At 71.0% G+C, this 20362-nt stretch carries 13 protein-coding genes; 8 read left to right on the top strand and 5 right to left on the bottom strand.

Translation table 11 applies throughout. The features are described 5' to 3' along the window. The first annotated feature begins 44 nt into the window (after window positions 1-44). Both fxsT and miaB read left to right on the top strand, forming a co-directional pair. A complete protein-coding gene (fxsT, locus tag ACIA47_RS22295) occupies window positions 45-3905 on the top strand; it encodes an FxSxx-COOH system tetratricopeptide repeat protein (protein WP_396710327.1) in 3861 nt (1286 codons plus the stop codon). A 154-nt stretch (window positions 3906-4059) separates the two neighbouring features. After that, window positions 4060-5553 carry a tRNA (N6-isopentenyl adenosine(37)-C2)-methylthiotransferase MiaB gene (gene miaB / locus ACIA47_RS22290; RefSeq protein WP_396710325.1) on the top strand — a complete coding sequence of 498 codons (1494 nt, stop codon included), beginning with the start codon at window positions 4060-4062 and terminating at the stop codon, window positions 5551-5553. Window positions 5554-5590: 37 nt separating this feature from the next. Here miaB and ACIA47_RS22285 read toward each other — a convergent pair whose 3' ends face one another. From ACIA47_RS22285 to ACIA47_RS22275, 3 genes are all read right to left on the bottom strand, one after another. After that, window positions 5591-6940: a cellulose binding domain-containing protein gene (locus ACIA47_RS22285; RefSeq protein WP_396710323.1), complete on the bottom strand. Its 1350-nt coding sequence runs from the start codon at window positions 6938-6940 to the stop codon at window positions 5591-5593. 259 nt (window positions 6941-7199) lie between these two features. Next, on the bottom strand, window positions 7200-8783 hold the full coding sequence (locus ACIA47_RS22280; protein WP_396710321.1) for a cellulase family glycosylhydrolase: 1584 nt from the start codon (window positions 8781-8783) through the stop codon (window positions 7200-7202). Between the two features lie 751 nt (window positions 8784-9534). Next, complete coding sequence (locus ACIA47_RS22275) at window positions 9535-10743, bottom strand: DUF349 domain-containing protein (RefSeq protein ID WP_091400528.1); 1209 nt, start codon at window positions 10741-10743, stop codon at window positions 9535-9537. A 150-nt stretch (window positions 10744-10893) separates the two neighbouring features. Between ACIA47_RS22275 and ACIA47_RS22270 the strand changes: the two genes are divergently transcribed. Genes ACIA47_RS22270 through dapF form a run of 3 tightly spaced genes read left to right on the top strand, consistent with a single transcriptional unit; the run spans window position 10894 to window position 13422 of the window. Next, entirely contained in the window at window positions 10894-11661 is a 768-nt protein-coding gene (locus tag ACIA47_RS22270) for a hypothetical protein (RefSeq protein WP_396710319.1), read from the top strand. A gap of 5 nt (window positions 11662-11666) precedes the next feature. Beyond that, window positions 11667-12569: a tRNA (adenosine(37)-N6)-dimethylallyltransferase MiaA gene (miaA, locus tag ACIA47_RS22265; RefSeq protein ID WP_396710500.1), complete on the top strand. Its 903-nt coding sequence runs from the start codon at window positions 11667-11669 to the stop codon at window positions 12567-12569. Between the two features lie 7 nt (window positions 12570-12576). After that, entirely contained in the window at window positions 12577-13422 is an 846-nt protein-coding gene (gene dapF, locus ACIA47_RS22260) for a diaminopimelate epimerase (protein WP_396710317.1), read from the top strand. Window positions 13423-13541: 119 nt separating this feature from the next. Here dapF and ACIA47_RS22255 read toward each other — a convergent pair whose 3' ends face one another. After that, complete coding sequence (locus tag ACIA47_RS22255; RefSeq protein WP_196921665.1) at window positions 13542-15008, bottom strand: NAD-dependent malic enzyme; 1467 nt, start codon at window positions 15006-15008, stop codon at window positions 13542-13544. A gap of 183 nt (window positions 15009-15191) precedes the next feature. On the opposite strand from ACIA47_RS22255, the gene hflX reads away from it, so the two are divergent. After that, window positions 15192-16646, top strand: coding sequence for a GTPase HflX (gene hflX, locus ACIA47_RS22250; RefSeq protein ID WP_203121745.1), 1455 nt, complete (start codon window positions 15192-15194; stop codon window positions 16644-16646). Between the two features lie 50 nt (window positions 16647-16696). Further along, window positions 16697-18430 carry a hypothetical protein gene (locus tag ACIA47_RS22245; protein WP_396710314.1) on the top strand — a complete coding sequence of 578 codons (1734 nt, stop codon included), beginning with the start codon at window positions 16697-16699 and terminating at the stop codon, window positions 18428-18430. Window positions 18431-18502: 72 nt separating this feature from the next. Here ACIA47_RS22245 and lexA read toward each other — a convergent pair whose 3' ends face one another. After that, a complete protein-coding gene (gene lexA, locus ACIA47_RS22240) occupies window positions 18503-19288 on the bottom strand; it encodes a transcriptional repressor LexA (protein WP_112586701.1) in 786 nt (261 codons plus the stop codon). A gap of 547 nt (window positions 19289-19835) precedes the next feature. On the opposite strand from lexA, the gene nrdR reads away from it, so the two are divergent. Continuing rightward, window positions 19836-20336, top strand: coding sequence for a transcriptional regulator NrdR (gene nrdR, locus ACIA47_RS22235; RefSeq protein WP_091400542.1), 501 nt, complete (start codon window positions 19836-19838; stop codon window positions 20334-20336). The last annotated feature ends 26 nt before the right edge of the window (window positions 20337-20362 follow it).

Genomic DNA, 20362 nt, shown 5'->3' with positions numbered 1-20362 from the left:
CACGACACCAGGCCCGGCCCACCGCGTCCCCACGGAGCATGCCGATGAAGAACGATCGCGAAGGCCAGGTCGTCACCTTCTACTCGTTCAGGGGTGGAACGGGTCGGACGATGGCGCTGGCAAACGTGGCCTGGATCCTGGCGGCCAGCGGCCGGCGGGTGCTGGTCGCCGACTGGGACCTCGAGTCACCCGGTCTGCACCGCTTCTTCCACCCGTTCCTCGACGCCGAGACGATCCAGGGCGCCAGCGGCGTGATCGACATGATCCGCGACTACGAGTGGGAGACCACCCGGGTCGACGACCGGCCGGACAGCTGGGTGGAGCAGTACGCCCGGGTCGGGCGGCACGCCTTCTCGCTGCGCTGGAACTTCCCCGGCGGCGGTGGCCTCGACTTTCTCTCCGCCGGCCGGCAGAACAGCGACTACGCCGTCTCGGTGAGCGGCCTGGACTGGGACAACTTCTACAACCGGCTGGGCGGGGCGCAGTTCTTCGAGGCGTTGCGGGCGGACATGAAGCGCCAGTACGACTTCACCCTGATCGACAGCCGGACGGGGCTGAGCGACGTTTCCGACATCTGCACCCTGCACCTGCCGGACACGCTGGTCGACTGCTTCACCCTCAGCGATCAGAGCATCGACGGTGCGGCTCGGGTGGCGAACTCGGTACGGGACCGGTACCGCCGGCGCGACATCCGGATACTGCCGGTGCCGATGCGGGTCGACCAGGCCGAGAGGGAGCGTGCCGATGCGGGTCGCCTGCTGGCCATGCGCCGGTTCGCCGGGTTGCCGGCGGGGATGACCGAGGCGGAACGACGGCGGTACTGGGCGACGGTCGAGGTCCCGTACCGGCCGTTCTACGCGTACGAGGAGAAACTGGCGACGTTTGGTGATCCGCCCGGTTCGCCGTCGTCCCTGCTGGCCGCGTTCGAGGCGTTGACCGGGATCCTCACCGACGGGGCGGTGACCGCGCTGCCAACGATGGACGAGTCGGTACGGGAGCGGTGCAACGCCCGCTTCCACCGACGCACCGAGGCGATCGACGACCAGGTCGTGCTCCGCTCCGCGCCGGAGGACGCCATCTGGGCCGAGTGGCTGGAGCGGGTGCTCAGCTCGGCCGGGCTGCGGGTGGTGGAGCCCACGGCCGCCGCCGGCGTCACCGCCCCGCGCACGCTGACAGTGGTCTCACCGGCCTACGTGGCGACGCCGTCCGGTGGTCTGCCCGACCGGCTCCCGAGCACCGGTCCCACCGCCCTGGCCGTGTACGTCGCCGATGTGCGTCCGCTGGCGGAGTTCCAGCCGCAGAGTTCCACCAACCTGGTCAACGTGAGTGCCGCGACCGCCGTGGAGCGGGTGTTGCGGCTGGTCGGCCGGCCGGTGCCGCCCTCGGCGGACGGCCCAGCGGGTGAGAGTGCCCGTTATCCCGGCACCGAGCCGTTGATCTTCAACGCTCCCGTCCGGAACGCCCGGTTCACCGGCCGGGAGGACGACCTGGCGCGGCTGCGCGCGCAGTTGCAGAGCGGGGGCAGCACCGTGGTGCTGCCGGTCGCCCTGCAGGGCATGGGCGGCGTCGGCAAGACGCAGGTGGCCCTGGAGTACGTGCACCGGTTCAAGGCCGCGTACGACGTGGTCTGGTGGGTCGTGGCGGACCCGCCGCAGTTCGTCGACACCGCCCTCGCCGACCTCGCCGGTCGCCTCGGCATCCTCGTCGGGCCGACCCTGCCCGACACGGTCCGGTCGGTGCTCCAGGTGCTCGGCCGTGGTGAGCCGTACGAGCGGTGGCTCGTCGTGTTCGACAACGCCGAAGAACTCGACCAGATCGAGCCCTTCCTGCCGCAGGGCCCCGGGCACGTCCTGCTGACCTCCCGTAACCGCGCCTGGGGTGACCGGGCAAACCCGATCCAGGTGGACGTCTTCAAGCGCACCGAGAGCGTCGCGCACCTCGCCCAGCGGGTGCCAACGATCAGCGCCGACGAGGCCGACCGGGTGGCCGAGGCGCTCGGTGACCTGCCGATCGCGGTGGCCGCGGCGGGCGCCTGGCTCGCCGACACCGGCACGTCGGTCGCCGACTACCTGCGGCAGATCGAGCGGCACGGCCCCACCGCCCTCTCCGTGGAGGCGACCTGGGACCTGTCGCTGAACCGGCTGCTCGGGCAGGCGCCCGCCGCGTACCGGCTGTTGCAGCTCTGCTCGGTGCTGGGCCCGGAGATCGCCCTCGAACTCATCTACAGCGACGAGATGGCGGCTGCTCTCGTGCCGTTCGACCCGTCGGTGTCGGAGCGGCTCGTGCGTGGCGCCCTGGTCCAGCAGATCAACCGCCTGGCACTGCTCAAACTCGACGTCCAGGGCGGTCGGGTTCAGGTGCACCGGCTGTTGCAGGCGGTGGTCCGTGACCGGATGACCGACGACGAGATCACCGCTGCCCGACACCAGGTGCACCTGGTGCTGACGGCGTCCCGGCCCCGTGGCGACGTGGACGACCCGACCACCTGGGCTCGCCTGCGCGTGCTCTGGCCGCACCTGAAGGTTTCCGAGGCGCTGACCTGCCCGGACGAGTCAGTGTGTCAGCTGCTGATCGACCGGGTTCGCTATCTGTGGCAGCGCGGCGGTCTGGACCTGGCTGACGAGCTCAGCCAGGAGGTGGACGAGATCTGGAGCGCTCGGCTCGGTGACACGGACGACGAGGCCGAGGCGTCGGCGCTGGGCCGCCAACTGCTGCACCTGCGGTTCAACCGGGCGAACATCCTGCGCAGCCGGGGTGGGTTCAACGAGGCCCGGGACCTGGACGAGGCGGTGCTCGCCGAGCAACTCCGGCTGTTGGGTCCGCTGCACCCGCACAGTCTGATGACCGCCGGCGGCCTCGGCGCTGACCTGCGGGCGCTCGGCCGCTACGCCGAGGCCCTGGAACGGGACCGGTCCACCTACGCCTCCTGGTTCCAGGTGTTCGGCGAGGACCACCCCCGGACGTTGAGCGCGGCCAACGACCTCGCCGTCTCGTACCGGCTGGTCGGCGACTACCGGTCGGCCCGTCGATGGGACGACGAGGTGCACCAGCGGCGCCGGCTGGTGCTCGGCCCCACCCACCCGGGCACCCTTGCTTCCGCCGTGCGGTTGGGCAGCGACCTGCGGGAAGCTGGCGAGTACGAGAGGTCGGCCACACTGCTACGTCTGGTGTACGACTCGTACTGCGAGGTGCTCGGGCCGGATGACGGCCAGAGTCTCACCGCCCAGGTCAGCCTGGCGGTGTCGCTGCACGCCTCCGGTCGGGGCAGCGAGGCCGCGCCGATGTTCGAGACGGCCCACCGCGAACTCGACGAACGCTTCGGGCCGGACAACCCGGACACGGTGGCGTGCCGGGCGAGCCGGGCGGCGAACCTGTTGGCCGTCGGCGACGCGGCCCGGGCGCTGACCGAGATGCTCGCGGTCCGAGAGGCGTATGAGGCGGGTCTCCGGCTCGGCCCGGAGCACCCGCAGACCCTGGTGACGCTGAACAACATCGCCGCCGCCGAGCGCGCACTCGGCCGCAGGTCGCAAGCCCGCGCGTCGGCTGCCCGGACGGCCGCTGAGTTGCGCAAGGTGCTCGGCCCCTACCACCCACACACCCTCGCCGCGGAGGTGAACCACGCGGTGTGTCTCGCCGAGGAGGATGACCGGGTGTCGGCGTCGGACCGGCTGCGGGAGACCGCCGCGCGGCTGTCGGAAGTGCTCGGCGCGGACCACCCCGACACGCTGCGCTGCCTCGGTGATCTCGCGTTGGTGTCGAGGCACGTCGGCGGCGGCGCTCCCGTGGCGGACCTCGGGGCGGTGGCGGATCGGCTGGCCGAGGTCATCGGCGAGGAGCACCCCAGCGTGCGGACCCTGCGCGCAGGGCGGCTCATCGTCCGGGTGATCGACCCGCACCTGTTCTGATCGAAGGCGCCAGTCGGGTCGGCGCGCCGGCCGGGGCCGTGGACCCTCACCACGGGTCGCCGGGCCAACGCCGCCGGACCGGACAATGCCGGTCGGACATCCCCCCGGAGCGGGCCGCTACCCTGGTAGCCCGAGGGGAAGGGGCACCAACAGGGTGGCTAGGACCTACAACGTCGTCACGTACGGCTGCCAGATGAACGTGCACGACTCCGAACGCATCTCCGGCCTGCTTGAGCAGGCGGGATATGAGCGTGCACCCGTTGGCGACGACACCCCGGACATCGTGGTCTTCAACACCTGCGCGGTGCGGGAGAACGCGGACAACCGGCTCTACGGCAACCTCGGTCGTCTGCGCCCGGTGAAGGACAAGCACCCCGGGATGCAGATCGCGGTCGGCGGCTGCCTCGCCCAGAAGGATCGGGGCGACATCGTCCGCAAGGCGCCCTGGGTGGACGTGGTCTTCGGCACCCACAACATCGGTGCGCTGCCGGTGCTGTTGGAGCGGGCCCGGCACAATGCCGCCGCCGAGGTGGAGATCCTGGAATCCCTCGACGTCTTCCCGTCCACGCTGCCCACCCGCCGCGAGTCCACGTACGCCGGCTGGGTGTCGATCTCGGTGGGCTGCAACAACACCTGCACGTTCTGCATCGTGCCGGCGCTGCGCGGCAAGGAGAAGGATCGCCGCCCCGGCGACATCCTCTCCGAGGTGCGCGCCCTTGTCGACGAGGGCGTGCTGGAGGTGACCCTGCTCGGGCAGAACGTCAACTCGTACGGCGTGGAGTTCGGCGACCGGTACGCGTTCGGCAAGCTGCTGCGAGCCTGCGGCGACATCGACGGGTTGGAGCGCGTCCGGTTCACCAGCCCGCACCCGAAGGACTTCACCGACGACGTGATCGCCGCGATGGCCGAGACGCCGAACGTCTGCCACTCGCTGCACATGCCGTTGCAGTCCGGCTCCGACGACGTGCTCCGGGCGATGCGCCGGTCCTACCGTTCCGAGCGCTACCTGGGGATCATCGAGAAGGTCCGCGCGGCGATGCCGGACGCGGCGATCACCACCGACATCATCGTCGGCTTCCCCGGTGAGACCGAGGCCGACTTCCAGCGCACCCTGGACGTGGTCCGGGAGGCCCGGTTCTCCTCGGCCTTCACCTTCCAGTACTCGAAGCGGCCCGGCACCCCCGCCGCGACCATGGACGATCAGCTGCCCAAGCAGGTGGTGCAGGAACGTTACGAGCGGTTGATCGCCTGCGTCGAGGAGATCACCTGGGCGGAGAACAAGCGCCTCGTCGGTGAGACCGTCGAGGTGCTGGTCGCGGTCGGCGAGGGCCGCAAGGACGAGCGGACCGGCCGGATGTCCGGCCGGGCCCGCGACGGTCGACTTGTGCACTTCGCGACCGAGACCGCCGACGGGGAGTCCCTCGCTGGTCAGATCCGGCCGGGGGACATCGTGCACACCACTGTCACGTACGCCGCTCCGCACCACCTGAACGCCGACGGTGCGCCGGTGGCGCACCGTCGCACCCGGGCCGGTGACGCGGCTGAGGCGGGTCGCTCCCCGCGTACCCCTGGGGTGTTGCTCGGTCTGCCGACGATCGGCGCACCGCCGGTCGTGGCTGCCCCCGCCGCTGGCTGCGCCGCGCACTGACCGCGGAGGGGCCCCTCGCCGAGGGGCCCCTCCGCGGTCAGACGGTGATCTTGCCGGCGCCGGCGCCCGCCGTCACGATGGACTTGACGTTGCTCGCGGTGTCCAGTTGGTACGAGTACGGGATGCTTTCCACGCTGCCGCCGGTCTGGCCGGTGGGCGAGTTGACGAAGTGGTTGTTGCGGGCGACCAGGCTGCCGGGGCCCGAGTCCCCCTCACCGAGGTGGTACGGGTCGTCGACGTTCTCGAAATAGTTGCCCTCGACGAGCACCCCGGCGTTCTCGGTGGACGCCACGCCGTAGCCGCCGTTGGCCCGGTAGTAGTTGTTGTACACGTGCACCGGGTTGCCGAAGCGCACCCGGGGGTTGCGCTGGTTGCTGCCGTCGAACCAGTTGTGGTGGTAGCTCACCCGCAGGTGACCGACGTCCTGGCTGGCGTTGTCGTCGCTGTGACCGAGCAGCATGGTCTTGTCGTGGCTGAAGACCCGGTTCCACGAGACGGTGACGAAGTCCGAGCCGCGCTTGATGTCGACGGCGCCGTCGTACCCGTTGCTGAAGCTGTTGTGGTCGATCCAGATGTTGGTGGCCGACTCCTGCACGTTGATCGCGTCGTCGTTCCAGCTACGGAAGGTCAGGTTGCGGATGATCACGTTGCGGTCGCCGCTGACGTTGAACCCGCAGCCGACGATGGTCGCGCCGTAGTTGCCGAGGATGGTCTTGTTGGACCGGACCCGCAGCATGCCGGAGCAGGTGATCGTCCCGGACACCCGGATCACCGCGGCGCCGGTCGCGTTCAGCGCGCTGGTCAGCGCCGAGGCGGTGGTGACGGTGGTGGTGGCCGCGTTGCCGCCACCGGTGGTGCCCCCGTTCTGGGTGGCCCACCCGACCAGGGCCGACGGCGGCTGCGTGCTGGGCGGGGGAGTGCTCGACGGCGGCGGGGTGGTCGGCGGCGGGGTGGTCGGCGTGGTGCTGCCGGTGCAGGCGACGTTGTTCAGGCTGAAGCTGCTCGGAGCCGGGTTGCTGGAGTTGTTCCAACTCGCGTTGAAGCCGAACGTGGCGCTGGCGTTGGTCGCCAGGTTGCCGTTGTAGTCCACGTTTGTCGCGGAGACCTGGCTGCCGCTCTGCGAGGCGGTGGCGCCCCACGCCTGGCTGACCTGCTGACCGGCCCCGTACGACCAGCGCAGCGTCCACCCGGAGACCGGGTCGCCGAGGTTGGTGACTGTGACGTTGCCGGTGAATCCGCCCGGCCACTGGCTGGCGACCGAGTAGGCCACCTGGCAGCCGGCGGCCGCCTGGGCGGACACGGAGGTCAACAGCCCGGCGGTGACCAGTGTGGCGGTGGCTGCGGCAGTGGTGGCGATCAGCGTCATTCGACGCCGTCCTGTGCGCATGCTGCTTCCTTTCGGTGAGGCGGACGGAGGTGTCGCGACGCCCATGCCCGTGGGCGGCGAATCTCGGCCGGGACCAGTGGTCCTCGGGCCCGCCAGTGCAGGTTCGTGAAGGAAAGCGGCTCCCGCGCTCGCGCTCACTAACGAAGAGGCAAGCGCTTTCCCGATCAGAACATAGAAGAGTCTGAATGTAAATGGCCGGGACGGCCGATGCGTTGCGCACCGGCCGTCCCGGCAGCAGCGCACCGGCCGTCCCGGTGGATCAGCAGCTGGTGCCGCTGAGTTTCACAGTGCCCGGCGCGCTGGCCGTGCCGTTGGCGGTGAAGCCCACGGTGACCGACCCGCCCGCCGGGAGGGACGGAGCGTGGTTCGGAGCCGCCGCGGTGACCGTCGTACCGGACTGCGTGACTGTGGCGTTCCAGCCACTGCCCACCGTCACCCCGGCTGGCCAACTCCAGGTGACCGACCACGGGTTCACCGCGCCCGAGCCGGTGTTCTTCACTGTCAACTCGCCCTGGAAGCCGCCCTGCCAGGCGTTGACCTGCCGGTAGGTGGCCGTGCAGGCGCCGGCCGGCGGGTCCGTCGGCCCACCGGTCGGCGGCCCGCTGGTGCCGCCACCGGACGGCGCGATCAGGTACGGCTGGAGGATCGCCTGCTTGGCGGTGTTGACGTTCGTCCAGTCGTCAAGCGCGATACCGCCGGTGTCACCCGAGTTGGGGTTCCACGACCAGTAGGTGAAGGACATCCCGGTCACACCGGTCCCGGTGTACGCCATCAGCTTCTCCAGCCACACCTTGTCCTTCGGATCGACCAGGGTGCTGCCGAACTCGCCCATCATGATCGGGGCGATGTTCTGCTTGTAGAGGTAACCGAAGTACTTGTCCCAGATGGCCGGCATGTTCGCCGGGTAGTCCGGGGCGTCGAACCAGGTCTGCCGGTACACCGAGGTGGCGTACTCGTGCGGCGAGTAGACCAACCGGTTCGCCACGCTCAGCCGGACCGGGAACTGACCCGCCTTCGACAGGTTGCCGCCCCACCAACCGCAGTCCTCGTCGTTGCTGGTGTCGCCGTCCCAGACGTTGGAGAGGCCACCGCTCGGGCAGCTCACCCCCTCCACGAAGATCAACCAGTTGGGCTGGACACCGAGGATGGCGTTCCCGGCCCGCTCGGCGGCGAGCCGCCAGTCCCGGGTGGTGTCGCCACAGCCCCAGCACGCGCCGGTGGCCGCCGGGTTGGTGCCCTCCGCGTGCGGCTCGTTGTGCAGGTCGGCACCGATCACCGTCGGGTTGCCCGCGTACCGCTGGGCGAGCATCTTCCAGTCGTTGATCCAGGTCGCCTCGGAGACCGTCGATGTGTACCAGAGCGGCGACTGCCCGGCCGCCGTCGGCCGGTGCCGGTCCAGGATGATCCGCATGCCCTTGCTGCCGGCGTAGTCGATCACCTTGTCCAGGATCTGCAACGGCGACAGCCCGATCAGGTCCGGGTTGACGAAGTCGTTGATCCCACTGGCGGTCGCACCCGGCTTCAGCGCGTCGTTCGAGTACGGCACCCGCAACGTGTTGTAACCCAGCCGGGCCATCGTGTCGAGCTGTCCCCGCCACGGGTTGTTCGACCACAGCCCGTGGAAGGTCTTGTTGTCGGTCTCCATGCCGAACCAGTTGATGCCGGTCAACCGGACCGTCGCACCGGTGCTGTCCACGATCTGGTTGCCACTGGTATGCAGATAACCCGTGCCGGTGCCGGCGGCCACGGCCGGGCTGGTGCTGACGGCGGCGGCGAGGAACACGCCAGCCGCGACGGTGACGAGCGCGGTGAGCGCGCCGCCGAGAGCCTTGGGACGGAACAATTCGAGCTCCACTTCGGAGGTCCGGCGCCGTCCATGAACGACGCCGGCGGGCGGCCGTCCGCACGTCACGGTCCCCCAGGGGTACGCGGACAGTGCGCGACGGCCCATGTCACGCGGACGTGGTCACCCGCGGAAGCTCACCGGCGACCCTCGACGGCGGATGTTCCGCCTTCGTCGCCCTCGCGCCGGTGGCCCTACCTGGCTCCGTCGCTCATTCTGATCAGCCCACGTCAATGCGTCAACCTGCCCCGTCGCGCCGTCGCGCTCGTATCCCGCCGGCCGGTTCCCCCGCGCTCGCGCGGCCCGCACGGCCCGTGCGCCACCCGACACCCACACCCCGCCCGTCCCGTGCGCCATACCCACACCCCGCGCCCCACGCCCGCTGCCCTTTGCGCCGCGCCCCTGCATGATCGCGCTGGAACATGGATGTAGTTGCATCCCGGCGCTTCGTGGCCACTACATCCAGGATCGAGCGTGACCTTGACGGCCGCAGGCGCCCAACACCCGTCCCGGTAGCTCGGGGACGGTGTTCGTCGTCAAGATCCGCGCAGAATCAGGGATGTTGCTGTCTCTCGCGCGCCGGAGGCAGCAACATCCGGGAAGGTGCGTAGATCTTGCTGCGTGCGGCGCGAAGGGCGAGGACCGAGGGCCGCGGGCGCGTGAGGCGGCGTGCGGGCGTTCGAGGACGTGAGGGTCGACACGCGGAAGCCCCCGGTCCCGAGCGGGACCGGGGGCTCCGGACGTCGTCAGCTCAGCCGGCCTGCTCGGCGAGTTGGAGGAACTGCCGCTTGGAGGCGAGGGCCTGCTCAGCCTCCTTGATCCGGCGTGCGTCCCCGGCGCTCTGCGCCCGGGCCAGCCGGTCCTCGGCCTCCGCCACCTGCGCCCGCATCTGGGCGAGCAGCGGGTTGTCCTCCTTGGTGGTGCGGCGCCACGCCGAGTCCATCACGTCACGGACCTTGTCGTCGATGACGCGCAGTCGACGCTCCAGCCCGGCGGCCGCCTCGCGGGGGACCCGACCGGCCTCGTGCCACTGGGCCTGGATCTCCCGCAGCTTGGCCTGGGCGCCCTTCGGGTCGGCGTCGATGTCCAACGCCTCGGCCTCGGCGAGCAGGGCCTGCTTGCGCTCCAGGTTGCCGCGCTGCTCGTTGTCCCGCGCGGAGAAGACCTCGCTGCGCCGGCTGAAGAAGGCGTCCTGCGCTCCCCGGAACCGTTCCCAGAGCTTCTGCTCGGCCTCCTTGGAGGCGCGCGGAGCGGCCTTCCACTGGGTCATCAGGTCTTTGAGCTGGTTGGCGGTGGCGGCCCAGTCGGTGGAGTCCGCGAGCTTCTCCGCTTCGGCGACCAACTCCTCCTTGGCGGTCTGGGCCTGCTTGCGCTGCGAGTCCAGGGAGGCGAAGTGGGCGCCACGGCGGCGGGTGAAGCCGTCCCGGGCGGCGGCGAACCGCTTCCACAGCTCACCGTCGGCCTTCTTGTCGACCCCGCGGATGGTCTTCCACTCGTCGAGGATCTCCTTGAGCCGGTCCCCGGCGGTCTTCCACCCGGTGGATTCGGCGGCCAGCTTCTCGGCCTCCTCGACCAGCGCGGTCTTGCGGGCCAGGGCCTCGCCGCGAGCGGCGTCCCGGGCGGCGCGCGCTTCGCCGGCCTTCTCCTCGGCGAGGGTCGCCAGCTTGTCCAGCCGGGTGGCCAGCGCGTCGATGTCGCCGACCACGTTGGCCTCGGGCAGCGAGGCACGGATCCGCCGGATCGTGCTCAACGAGTGCCCGGCGTCCGCCGCACCCGACTTGAGTCGCGCCTCGGTCAGGTCCACCTCGGTCACCAGGTCGGCGAAGCGACGTGCGAAGTGAGCCAGGCCCTCCTCCGGTGCTCCCGCCTGCCAGGATCCGACCACCCGCTCCCCCTCGGTGGTCTTGACGTACACGGTGCCGTCCGCGTCCACCCGTCCGAAGGCAGTCCAGTCGCTCATGTGCCCATCCTCGTTCTCCCGGCGTCGAGGGATCAATCCCCCGTCGCCGCCACGGCGCAGCCAAGTTGCTTCCGGCATTGTCACAGGTCCGACCCGGTCCGCGTCGAGCGCCTATCGCCGACCGTGACCATACGGTGTCCTAGGGGCCGAATGACCGGATCGGCGCGGAGACGCACCGGGGTTTCCCGCTACGGTGGACGCGTGCCACTGGTCGCCGCCGCTGTCTGCCCGCATCCGCCCCTGCTCGTGCCCGAGGTGGCTGGCTCCGCGGCCCCGGAGCTGGACGATCTGCGGGCGGCCTGTGACACCGCCTTACGCCGGCTGTTGGCCACCGATCCGGACATTGTGGTGCTGTTGGGCACCGGCCCGGTGACCGGCGCGATCCGCACCCCGGCGACCGGCTCCCTCCAGCCCTGGGGTGTCGACGTGGACGTGCCGCTGGTGCCAGGCCAACCGGACCGGGGCGCGGTGTTGCCGTTGAGTTTGACCATCGGCGCGTGGCTGCTGGCCCGTCACGACACCCGACCGCCGGTGACCGCCGTGCAGGTGGCCGCCGATGCCGGCCTGGCCGAGCTGGCCGCGCTCGCCGACGAGGTCGGCGCCGCCGGTGACCGGGTGGCATCGCTGGTGCTCGGGGACGGGTCGGCCTGCCGGGGAGAGAAAGCGCCCGGGTACGACGACGCGCGCGCCCTCCCGTACGACCAGGGGGTTGCCGCGGCGCTGGCCGACGCGGACCTGGACGCCCTGCTCGCCCTCGACCCGGTGGTGTCGGCCGAGCTGAAGGCCGCCGGTCGCGCCCCCTGGCAGGTGCTCGCCGGCGCGGCCCGCGCGGCCGGTGGTGGGTGGCGCGGCGAGTTGCTGCACGACTCCGCCCCCTACGGGGTGGCCTACTTCGTGGCGTCCTGGGAGCGGGTGTGACAGGCATGGTCGTCGCGGTGGTCGGCCCGACGGCGGCCGGCAAGTCGGCGCTGAGCATCGCGTTGGCGCACGCCCTGGACGGTGAGGTGGTCAATGCCGACTCGATGCAGCTCTACCGGGGCATGGACATCGGCACCGCCAAGCTGACAGTCGCCGAGCGGGACGGCGTGCCGCATCACCTGCTGGACATCTGGGAGGTCACCGAGCCGGCGAGTGTCGCGCAGTACCAGCGACTGGCCCGCGCGGCGGTGGACGACATCCTGTCCCGGGGGCGGGTGCCGCTGCTGGTCGGTGGCTCCGGGTTGTACGTGCGGGCGGTGCTGGAGCGCTTCGAGTTCCCCGGCACCGACGCGGCGCTGCGGGAGCGGCTGGAACGGGAGTTGGCCGAGGTCGGCCCGGCCCCGCTGTACGCCCGGCTGCGCGCCGCCGACCCGGTCGCCGCCGAGGGCATCCTGCCCGGCAACGGCCGGCGGATCGTGCGGGCCCTGGAGGTGATCGAGCTCACCGGCGCGCCGTTCGCCGCCTCGCTGCCGCAGCCCACGCCGTACTACCCGTCGGTGCAGCTCGGCGTCGACCTGGACACCGCAGTGCTGGACGAGCGGATCGCCCTGCGGGTCGACCGCATGTGGGCCGACGGTCTGGTGTCGGAGACCCGGGAGCTGGTCGCACGCGGGCTGCCGGAGGGGCGGACGGCGAGCCGGGCGCTGGGCTACCAGCAGGTGCTGCGCCTGCTCGCCGGTGAGCTGACCGAGGCGCAGGCGCACGACGAGACGGTCCGGGCGACCCGGCGCTTCGTCCGCCGGCAGCGGTCCTGGTTCCGGCGTGACCCGCGGATCCACTGGCTGGACTCGACGACCCCGGACCTGATCGGGGCCGCCCTGCGTCTGGTGCCGGCGGCTGCGCGATGATGGGGCTGTGGAGTTCACCAAGGGCCACGGCACCGGCAACGACTTCGTCCTCCTTCCCGACCCGGACGGTCAGCTCAACCTGACCCCGGAGCTGGTCGCGGCGCTCTGTGACCGGCGTCGGGGCATCGGCGCGGACGGCGTGCTGCGGGTGGTCCGCGCGGCCAAGCATCCAGACGGCGCGGGTTTGGCCGGCGAGGCCGAGTGGTTCATGGACTACTGGAACGCCGACGGCTCGTTCGCCGAGATGTGCGGCAACGGCGCCCGGGTCTTCGTGCGCTACCTGCTCGACACCGGGTTGGCCACGCCCGCCGGCGCGGCGCTGCCGGTGGCCACCCGGGCCGGCGTCGTGCGCGCGCTGGTCGAGGGCGACGCCGTGTCGGTCGAGATGCGCCGACCCCAGGTGTACGACAGCTCCGCCGCCACCCTCGGCGGGCTGACCCTGGCCGGTGCGGTGGTGGACGTCGGCAACCCGCACCTGGTCTGCGTGCTGCCGGCCGGCGTGGATTTGTCGGCGTTGGACCTGACCGTCGCGCCCGGGTTCGACCCGTCGGTCTTCCCGAGCGGGGTGAACGTGGAGTTCATCGTGGCGGGCGACCCGGTCGACGGCACCGACGAACATTCCCTGATGCGGGTGTACGAGCGCGGCAGCGCCGAGACCCTGTCCTGCGGCACCGGTGCCTGCGCGGTGGGTGCGGTGGCGCTGCGCGACGCCGGCCGGGACACCGGCGTGGTCGCGGTCGACGTGCCCGGCGGCCGCCTGACGGTCACGGTGACCGAGACGTCCTGCTGGCTCTCCGGCCCCGCCGTCCTGGTGGCAACCGGCGAACTGAACCCAACAGTGCTCCGCCCCTAACACGCCCCCGCCCGCGCCCCCCGACCCACTCGTGTTGATCAAGAGGTTTGCGTCAAGTTTCGCGTAGTTCCTGACGCAAACCTCTTGATCAACGGCGTGGCCGGTGGGTCGTTGGCGCTTTACGGGGTGGCGCTGGCGTTTGCCGCGATCTCGGGGAGGTCGGCGGGGCCGGGGTCGGCGGCCGGGAGCGGGCTGGGGTTGTGCGCGGCGGCGCGCACGGCGGCGGCGACCGCCGGGGCGACCCGGGAGTCGAAGACGCTCGGCACGATCACCGTAGGGTTGATCTTCTCTTCGCCGACCACGTCCGCGATGGCCCGGGCGGCCGCGATGGCCATCTCCTCGGTGAACTCCTCGGCGTGGGCGTCCAGCATGCCCCGGAACACCCCGGGGAACGCGAGCACGTTGTTGATCTGGTTCGGCTGGTCCGAGCGGCCGGTGGCGACCACGGCGGCGTGCTTGCGCGCCTCCCGCGGGTCGACCTCCGGGTCCGGGTTCGCGAGGGCGAAGACGATCGAGTCCTTCGCCATCTGCGCGATGTCGTCGCCGGTGAGCAGGTTCGGCGCGCTGACCCCGATGAACACGTCGGCGCCGCGGATCGCGCCGGGCAGGTCGCCGGAGTAGTTCTCCTTGTTGGTGTTCTCCGCCAGCCACTGCCACGCCGAGTTGAGCCCGGTCAGCCCGCGGTGCAGGGCACCCTCCCGGTCGTACGCGATGATGTCGCCGACACCCTGGCGCAGCAGCAGCTTCATGATCGCGGTGCCGGCCGCGCCGGCTCCGGAGACGACCACCCGGACATCCTCGAGCCGCTTGCCCACCACCCGCAGCGCGTTGGTCAGCGCGGCCAGCACGCAGATCGCGGTGCCGTGCTGATCGTCGTGGAAGACCGGGATGTCCAGCGCCTCGCGCAGCCGGGCCTCGATCTCGAAGCAGCGCGGCGCGGCGATGTCCTCCAGGTTGATGCCGCCGTAGGCCGGCGCGATCGCCTTGACGATCTGCACGATCTCGTCGGTGTCCTGGGTGTCCAGCACCACCGGCCAGGCGTCCACCCCGCCGAAGCGCTTGAACAGCGCGGCCTTGCCCTCCATCACCGGCAGCGACGCGGCCGGGCCGAGGTTGCCCAGGCCGAGCACCGCCGAGCCGTCGCTGACCACAGCGACGGTATTGCGCTTGATGGTCAGTCGCCGCGCGTCGGCAGGGTTCTCGGCGATCGCCATGCAGACCCGGGCCACCCCAGGGGTGTACGCGCGGGACAGTTCGTCGCGGTTGCGCAGCGCGACCTTCGAGGTCACCTCGATCTTGCCGCCCAGGTGCAGCAGGAACGTCCGGTCCGACACCTTGCGCACGTCCACGCCGTCCAGCGCGGTCAGCGCGTCGACCACCTGGTCGGCATGACCAGCGTCGGCGGTGTCGCAGGTCAGGTCGACGATCACATGGGTCGGGTCCGAGTCCACCACGTCCAGCGCCGTGACGATCGCCCCGGCCTCGCCGACGGAGGTGGTGAGCCGGCCGATCGAGGAGGCGTCCGCGGTCACGGCGATCCGGATGGTGATCGAAAATCCGGCGCTGGGCAGTCGGGTGATGGCCACGGGATCCCTCCGTAACGGCTGTGCGGCCGATCGGCCGCCGCCCGCATTTCTACCGGGTTGTCGCGGCCGACCAGCATTCGCCCCCACTTTTGGCGAGCTTCACCATGGGCATATAGCAGGTGCGTTCGGCGTTGTGGCATGTCAGGATTACGTTCTACTTATCAAAACGGACAGGAGAACCGCTTGCGAGACCAGGAGAGCTTTGTCCCCGTCGAGGACGAGCTCGACGACGTCACCACCGGCGAGATGGAGCTGTCGGAGCGGCAGTCCCTCCGACGCGTCCCGGGCCTGTCAACCGAGCTCACCGACGTCACCGAGGTGGAATACCGCCAGCTGCGGCTGGAGCGGGTCGTCCTGGTGGGCGTCTGGACCGAAGGCACCGTCACCGACGCGGAAAACTCGCTGACCGAGCTTGCCGCGCTGGCCGAGACCGCCGGTTCGCAGGTGCTCGAAGGGCTCATCCAGCGTCGTACCCGACCCGACCCGGCCACGTACATCGGCCGTGGCAAGGTCGACGATCTTGGCGCGGTGGTGCTCTCCACCGGTGCCGACACGGTCATCTGTGACGGTGAGCTGTCCCCGTCGCAGCTGCGCAACCTGGAGCAGCGCACCAAGGTCAAGGTCGTCGACCGCACCGCGCTGATCCTCGACATCTTCGCCCAGCACGCCAAGAGCAAGGAAGGTAAGGCGCAGGTCGAGCTGGCCCAGCTCCAATACCTGCTGCCCCGACTGCGCGGTTGGGGTGAGACGCTCTCCCGGCAGACCGGTGGTTCCGGCCGGGGCGGCGGCGCCGGCGGCGGTGTGGGTGTTCGTGGTCCCGGTGAGACCAAGCTGGAGACCGACCGGCGGCGCATCCGTCACCGCATCTCCCGGCTCCGTCGCGAGATCAAGAGCATGAAGACGGTACGCGTGACCAAGCGCGCCCGGCGTTCCCGCAACGCCGTTCCCGCGGTGGCCATCGCCGGCTACACCAACGCCGGCAAGTCCAGCCTGCTCAACCGCCTGACCGGCGCGGGCGTGCTGGTGGAGAACGCGCTGTTCGCCACGCTGGACCCGACGACCCGCAAGGCCACCGCCTCGGACGGGCGGCTCTACACCCTCTCCGACACGGTCGGCTTCGTCCGGCACCTCCCGCACCAGATCGTCGAGGCGTTCCGCTCGACGCTGGAGGAGGTCGCGGAGGCGGATCTGGTGGTGCACGTCGTCGACGGCACCCACCCGGATCCGGAGGAGCAGGTCCGGGCGGTCCACGCGGTGCTCGCCGAGGTCAGCGCGGACCGGCTCCCCGAGCTGTTGGTGGTCAACAAGACCGACGCGGCCGACGAGGAGACTCTGCTGCGGCTCAAGCGGCTCTGGCCGGACGCGATCTTCGTGTCCGCGCACTCCGGGCGGGGCATGGACGAGCTGCGCACGGCGATCGAGGAGCGGCTGCCCAGCCCGGCCGTGGAGGTCCGGGCCGTGCTGCCGTACGACCGGGGCGACCTGGTGGCGCGGGCGCACCGCACGGGTGAGGTGCTCAGCACGTCGCACCTGCCGGAGGGCACCCTGCTGCACGTCCGCGTTGGTGCGGAGCTGGCGGCGGAGTTGATGGCGTTCGACGTGGAGCGGCAGGGGCAGGCGGCCGGCAGCCGGTCCTGAGCGGCCACGGCGTCATCCATCGGAAACGCGTGGCATGCGACACTGGCCGAATGCGCCGCGTTGTTTCCTCGGTCACGGTTGCCCTCGGCCTGCTCGGGGCAACCGTGGCGCTCGCCGGAGTCGCCGCAGCGGCTCCCGCCCCTGGGGCGTCCGGGCCGCCCGCCGCGAACCCTGGTCAGAAGCGATGCACGATCACCGACGAGCGCCTACGGGAGCTGTCCGGGCTGGTCGCCACCAAGAGTGGCTACATCGTCATCAACGACGGCACCGACGTCGCGGCGCGCAAGCGGGTGTTCTTCCTCGACAGCAAGTGCAAGATCTCGAAGGAGCCGGTCCGCTACTCGGGGCAGGGTCCGTTCGACACCGAGGATCTCGCCCTGTCCAAGGACGGCCGCACCCTCTGGATCGCCGACACCGGTGACAACCCCGACTCGAAGGAGCGCCGCAGCCGCGTCGCGCTCTGGTCGATGCCGGTCAGCGGCACCAAGCAGCCGACGTTGCACCGGCTCTCCTATCCCGAGACCAAACCGCACGACGCTGAGGCGTTGCTCATCGGCGACGACGGAAAGCCGCTGATCATCACCAAGGTGACCAGCGGTAAGGCCGAGATCTACACGCCGTCGGCGGCCCTCAAGAGCGGCGACACCGATCCGGTGCCGATGCGTAAGGCCGGCGAGCTCACGCTGCCGAAGACCCAGACGGAGAACACCCTCAACACGTTCGGCCGGATCGCCATCACCGGCGCATCCCGGGCACCGGACGGCTCCCGGGTGGTTCTGCGCACGTACGCGGACGCCTTCGAGTTCGACGTGACCGGTGGCGACATCGTGGCCGCGCTCACCACCGGCAAGCCGCGGGTGACGCCGCTGGCCGACCCGTTCGGCGAGGCCATCAGCTACACGTCGGACGGAAAGTCGTTCGTCACCGTCTCCGACGCGGGCCGGTTCACCGAAGACGAGCCGATCGACATCCTCGGCTACACCCCGTCCACGTCGACCGCCGTGCCACTGAGTGCCGAGGACGGCGCCAGGCCGGCCGCCTCGAAGTCCTGGACCGACGGGCTGAGCCTCGACGACATCACGTACCTGGTCGGGGCGGTCGGGCTGATCGGCCTTCTGTTGGTCGCCGCCGGAATCTTCGGCATCGTTCGCGCCCGCGGTCGGCCGTCGGCCGCTGACGCGTCCGACCCGTCGGAGCCGGACGGTGAGCCGTTCGGCCCGCGTGCGGGCCGTGCCGTCGACGGGTTCCCGGCCGACGATGACCGCAGGGGTGGTGTCTACGGGGGCGCCCCGGCCGGTGGCGCGGTCTACGGCGGTGGTGCGGGTCGCGGTGGCCCGGCCCCGGCGGGTGGTGCGGGTCGCGGTGGCCCGGCGGGTGGTGCCGTGTACGGCGGTGGCGGCCGGCCGGCCTCGGCTGACGGTGGCTACGGTGCGCCGCGACCGGACGGCGGCGGTGCTGGCGTTTACGGCGGCGGCGGACGTCCCCCGGCTGGCGGCGGTGGTCGTCCCCCTGCCAGTGGCGGTGGTCGTCCCCCTGCCAGTGGCGGTGGTCGTCCGCAGGGTGGCGGTGGCGGTCGTCCGCAGGGCGGTGGTGGCCGTCCTGGCGGGGGCGTCTACGGCGGCGATGGCGGTCAGCCCGGTCGCGCGGAGCCGCCCCGGCGTGGCGGGCAGGAGCCCGACTACCGGGGTCAGCGGCCCAGTCGGCGACGCGACGACGATGCGCCCGTCGACCCGTACGGGCAGTATCCCGGGGGCGGTCGCGGTCCCCGGGGCGACCGTTACTGATCGGCGCTGAGGCGCTCATTCGCCCTGACGAGCGGTGCGGGTGAGCGCTGTCGGCACCCACCCGCCGATCGGTCAGATCCGGCGTAGCACCGCCACGACCCGGCCCATGATGGTGGCGTCATCGCCGGGGATCGGGTCGAAGGCCGGGTTCTGCGGCATCAGCCAGACGTGCCCGTCGCGCCGCCGGTAGGTCTTCACTGTCGCCTCGCCGTCGAGCATGGCGGCCACGATCTCGCCGGAGTCGGCGGTCGGCTGCTGCCGGACGACCACCCAGTCGCCGTCGCAGATCGCCGCGTCGAGCATCGAGTCGCCCTTGACCTGGAGCATGAAGACCTCGCCCTCACCCACCAGCTCGCGGGGGAGCGGGAAGATGTCCTCCACGGCCTGCTCGGCGAGGATCGGCCCACCGGCGGCGATCCGACCGAGCATCGGCACGTACGCGGGGGTGGGCCGCTGTGCCCTCGACAGCTCGTCGTCGATCGCCTCGCTGGGGGCGCGGACGTCCACCGCGCGCGGCCGGTTCGGGTCGCGGCGGAGGAAGCCCTTCTTCTCCAGCTCCTTGAGCTGGTAGGCGACGCTGGACGGCGACACCAGGCCGACCGCCTCGCCGATCTCGCGGACGCTCGGCGGGTAGCCGTGGCGCTCCACCCAGTTGCGGATGAACTCCAGGATGCGGCGCTGGCGGGCGGTCAGGTCGACCGTCGCCGGGTCGGGGAAGGTGCTGACCACCGGGGTGACCGCGCGCACGGCGGGCTGGCCCGTCCGGCTGCGCGCGGCGCTGCGGCGTCGGGTGGCCGGGGGGCCCGCCTCGGTGATCTGCTGCGGGCTCTTCGGCCGGCTGGCCCGGTCCTCGGTCACGTCCGTCCTCCCTGGTCGGCGCTGGGGTGCCTCGTCGGCTCGTGGTGCGTGCGGTGATGCCACGTCGTTCATGACCGTATAGGTGAGATCAGTCATTTTCAAACATCTGTACGACCTCTCACCGGCGTGTCGGGGTGAAAAAGCGCTCCGGTCGTACGGATGTTCTGATAAATGGTACGTCAGGTAGCACTGGTGTTCGATCCTGGACCATTTTCCGGCCGTGTTCGGCCGGTTGGCCGGTAACCCGGGCGGCATCGTGACGTTGGGTCTTCGGGCGTTGTGCGGTGCGTGGATGACCGGATGGTCCGTGACGCGCCGGACACGCTGCCAACTTGACCCGGCTTCCCCAGCGACATACGGTCGACCCCTAGATGTAGTAGTGACACGGGCGTAAGTTGCCTACAGGTTGGGTCTGACTACCGACCGCACTCCCGTAACGTCGATCACGGCGGGCGTCGTCCGAGGATGGCACCGTCGCGGTGAGTCGTGCCCGGGGTGCCCGGGGTGTCCGGTGTGCTCGCAGTTGATCATTATTAGGAGGTGGGCGATGCGGTGTCCGTACTGCCGGCACGCTGACTCCCGGGTGGTCGACTCGCGGGAGGCCGACGACGGCCAGCTCATCCGACGGCGGCGGTCCTGCCCGGAGTGCGGCAAGCGGTTCACCACCGTCGAGGAGGCGGTCCTCGCGGTCGTCAAGCGCAGCGGGGTGACCGAGCCGTTCAGTCGCACGAAGATCATCGGCGGGGTGCGTAAGGCGTGCCAGGGCCGGCCGGTGGACGACGACTCACTCGCGCTGCTAGCGCAGCGGGTGGAGGAGACGGTCCGGGCCAAGGGGGCCGCCGAGATCCCCAGCCACGACGTGGGCCTGGCGATCCTGGGTCCGCTACGCGACCTGGACGAGATCGCCTACCTGCGGTTCGCCAGCGTCTACCGCTCGTTCGACTCGCTCGCCGACTTCGAGCGCGAGATCGAGACGTTGCGGGCCGCGGCGCGAGCCCGGGAGCAGGGCCGGGCCGATGCGGTTGAGGCCGCCGGCCGTACCAGCTGAGTCTTGACGGTTTTTCAAGAGATTGG

Origin of the sequence: Micromonospora sp. NPDC051227 (assembly GCF_044455385.1) — a bacterium.
Classification (GTDB): Bacteria; Actinomycetota; Actinomycetes; order Mycobacteriales; family Micromonosporaceae; genus Micromonospora.
This window is presented reverse-complemented; position numbering and strand designations above follow the sequence as displayed.

Excerpts from the sequence above, each read along its gene's own strand:
- fxsT (WP_396710327.1), top strand. The coding sequence starts at position 45 with ATGAAGAACGATCGCGAAGGCCAGGTCGTCACCTTCTACTCGTTCAGG.
- ACIA47_RS22285 (WP_396710323.1), bottom strand. The coding sequence starts at position 6,940 with ATGCGCACAGGACGGCGTCGAATGACGCTGATCGCCACCACTGCCGCA.
- ACIA47_RS22275 (WP_091400528.1), bottom strand. The coding sequence starts at position 10,743 with ATGAGCGACTGGACTGCCTTCGGACGGGTGGACGCGGACGGCACCGTG.
- ACIA47_RS22270 (WP_396710319.1), top strand. The coding sequence starts at position 10,894 with ATGACCGGATCGGCGCGGAGACGCACCGGGGTTTCCCGCTACGGTGGA.
- miaA (WP_396710500.1), top strand. The coding sequence starts at position 11,667 with ATGGTCGTCGCGGTGGTCGGCCCGACGGCGGCCGGCAAGTCGGCGCTG.
- ACIA47_RS22245 (WP_396710314.1), top strand. The coding sequence starts at position 16,697 with ATGCGCCGCGTTGTTTCCTCGGTCACGGTTGCCCTCGGCCTGCTCGGG.
- nrdR (WP_091400542.1), top strand. The coding sequence starts at position 19,836 with ATGCGGTGTCCGTACTGCCGGCACGCTGACTCCCGGGTGGTCGACTCG.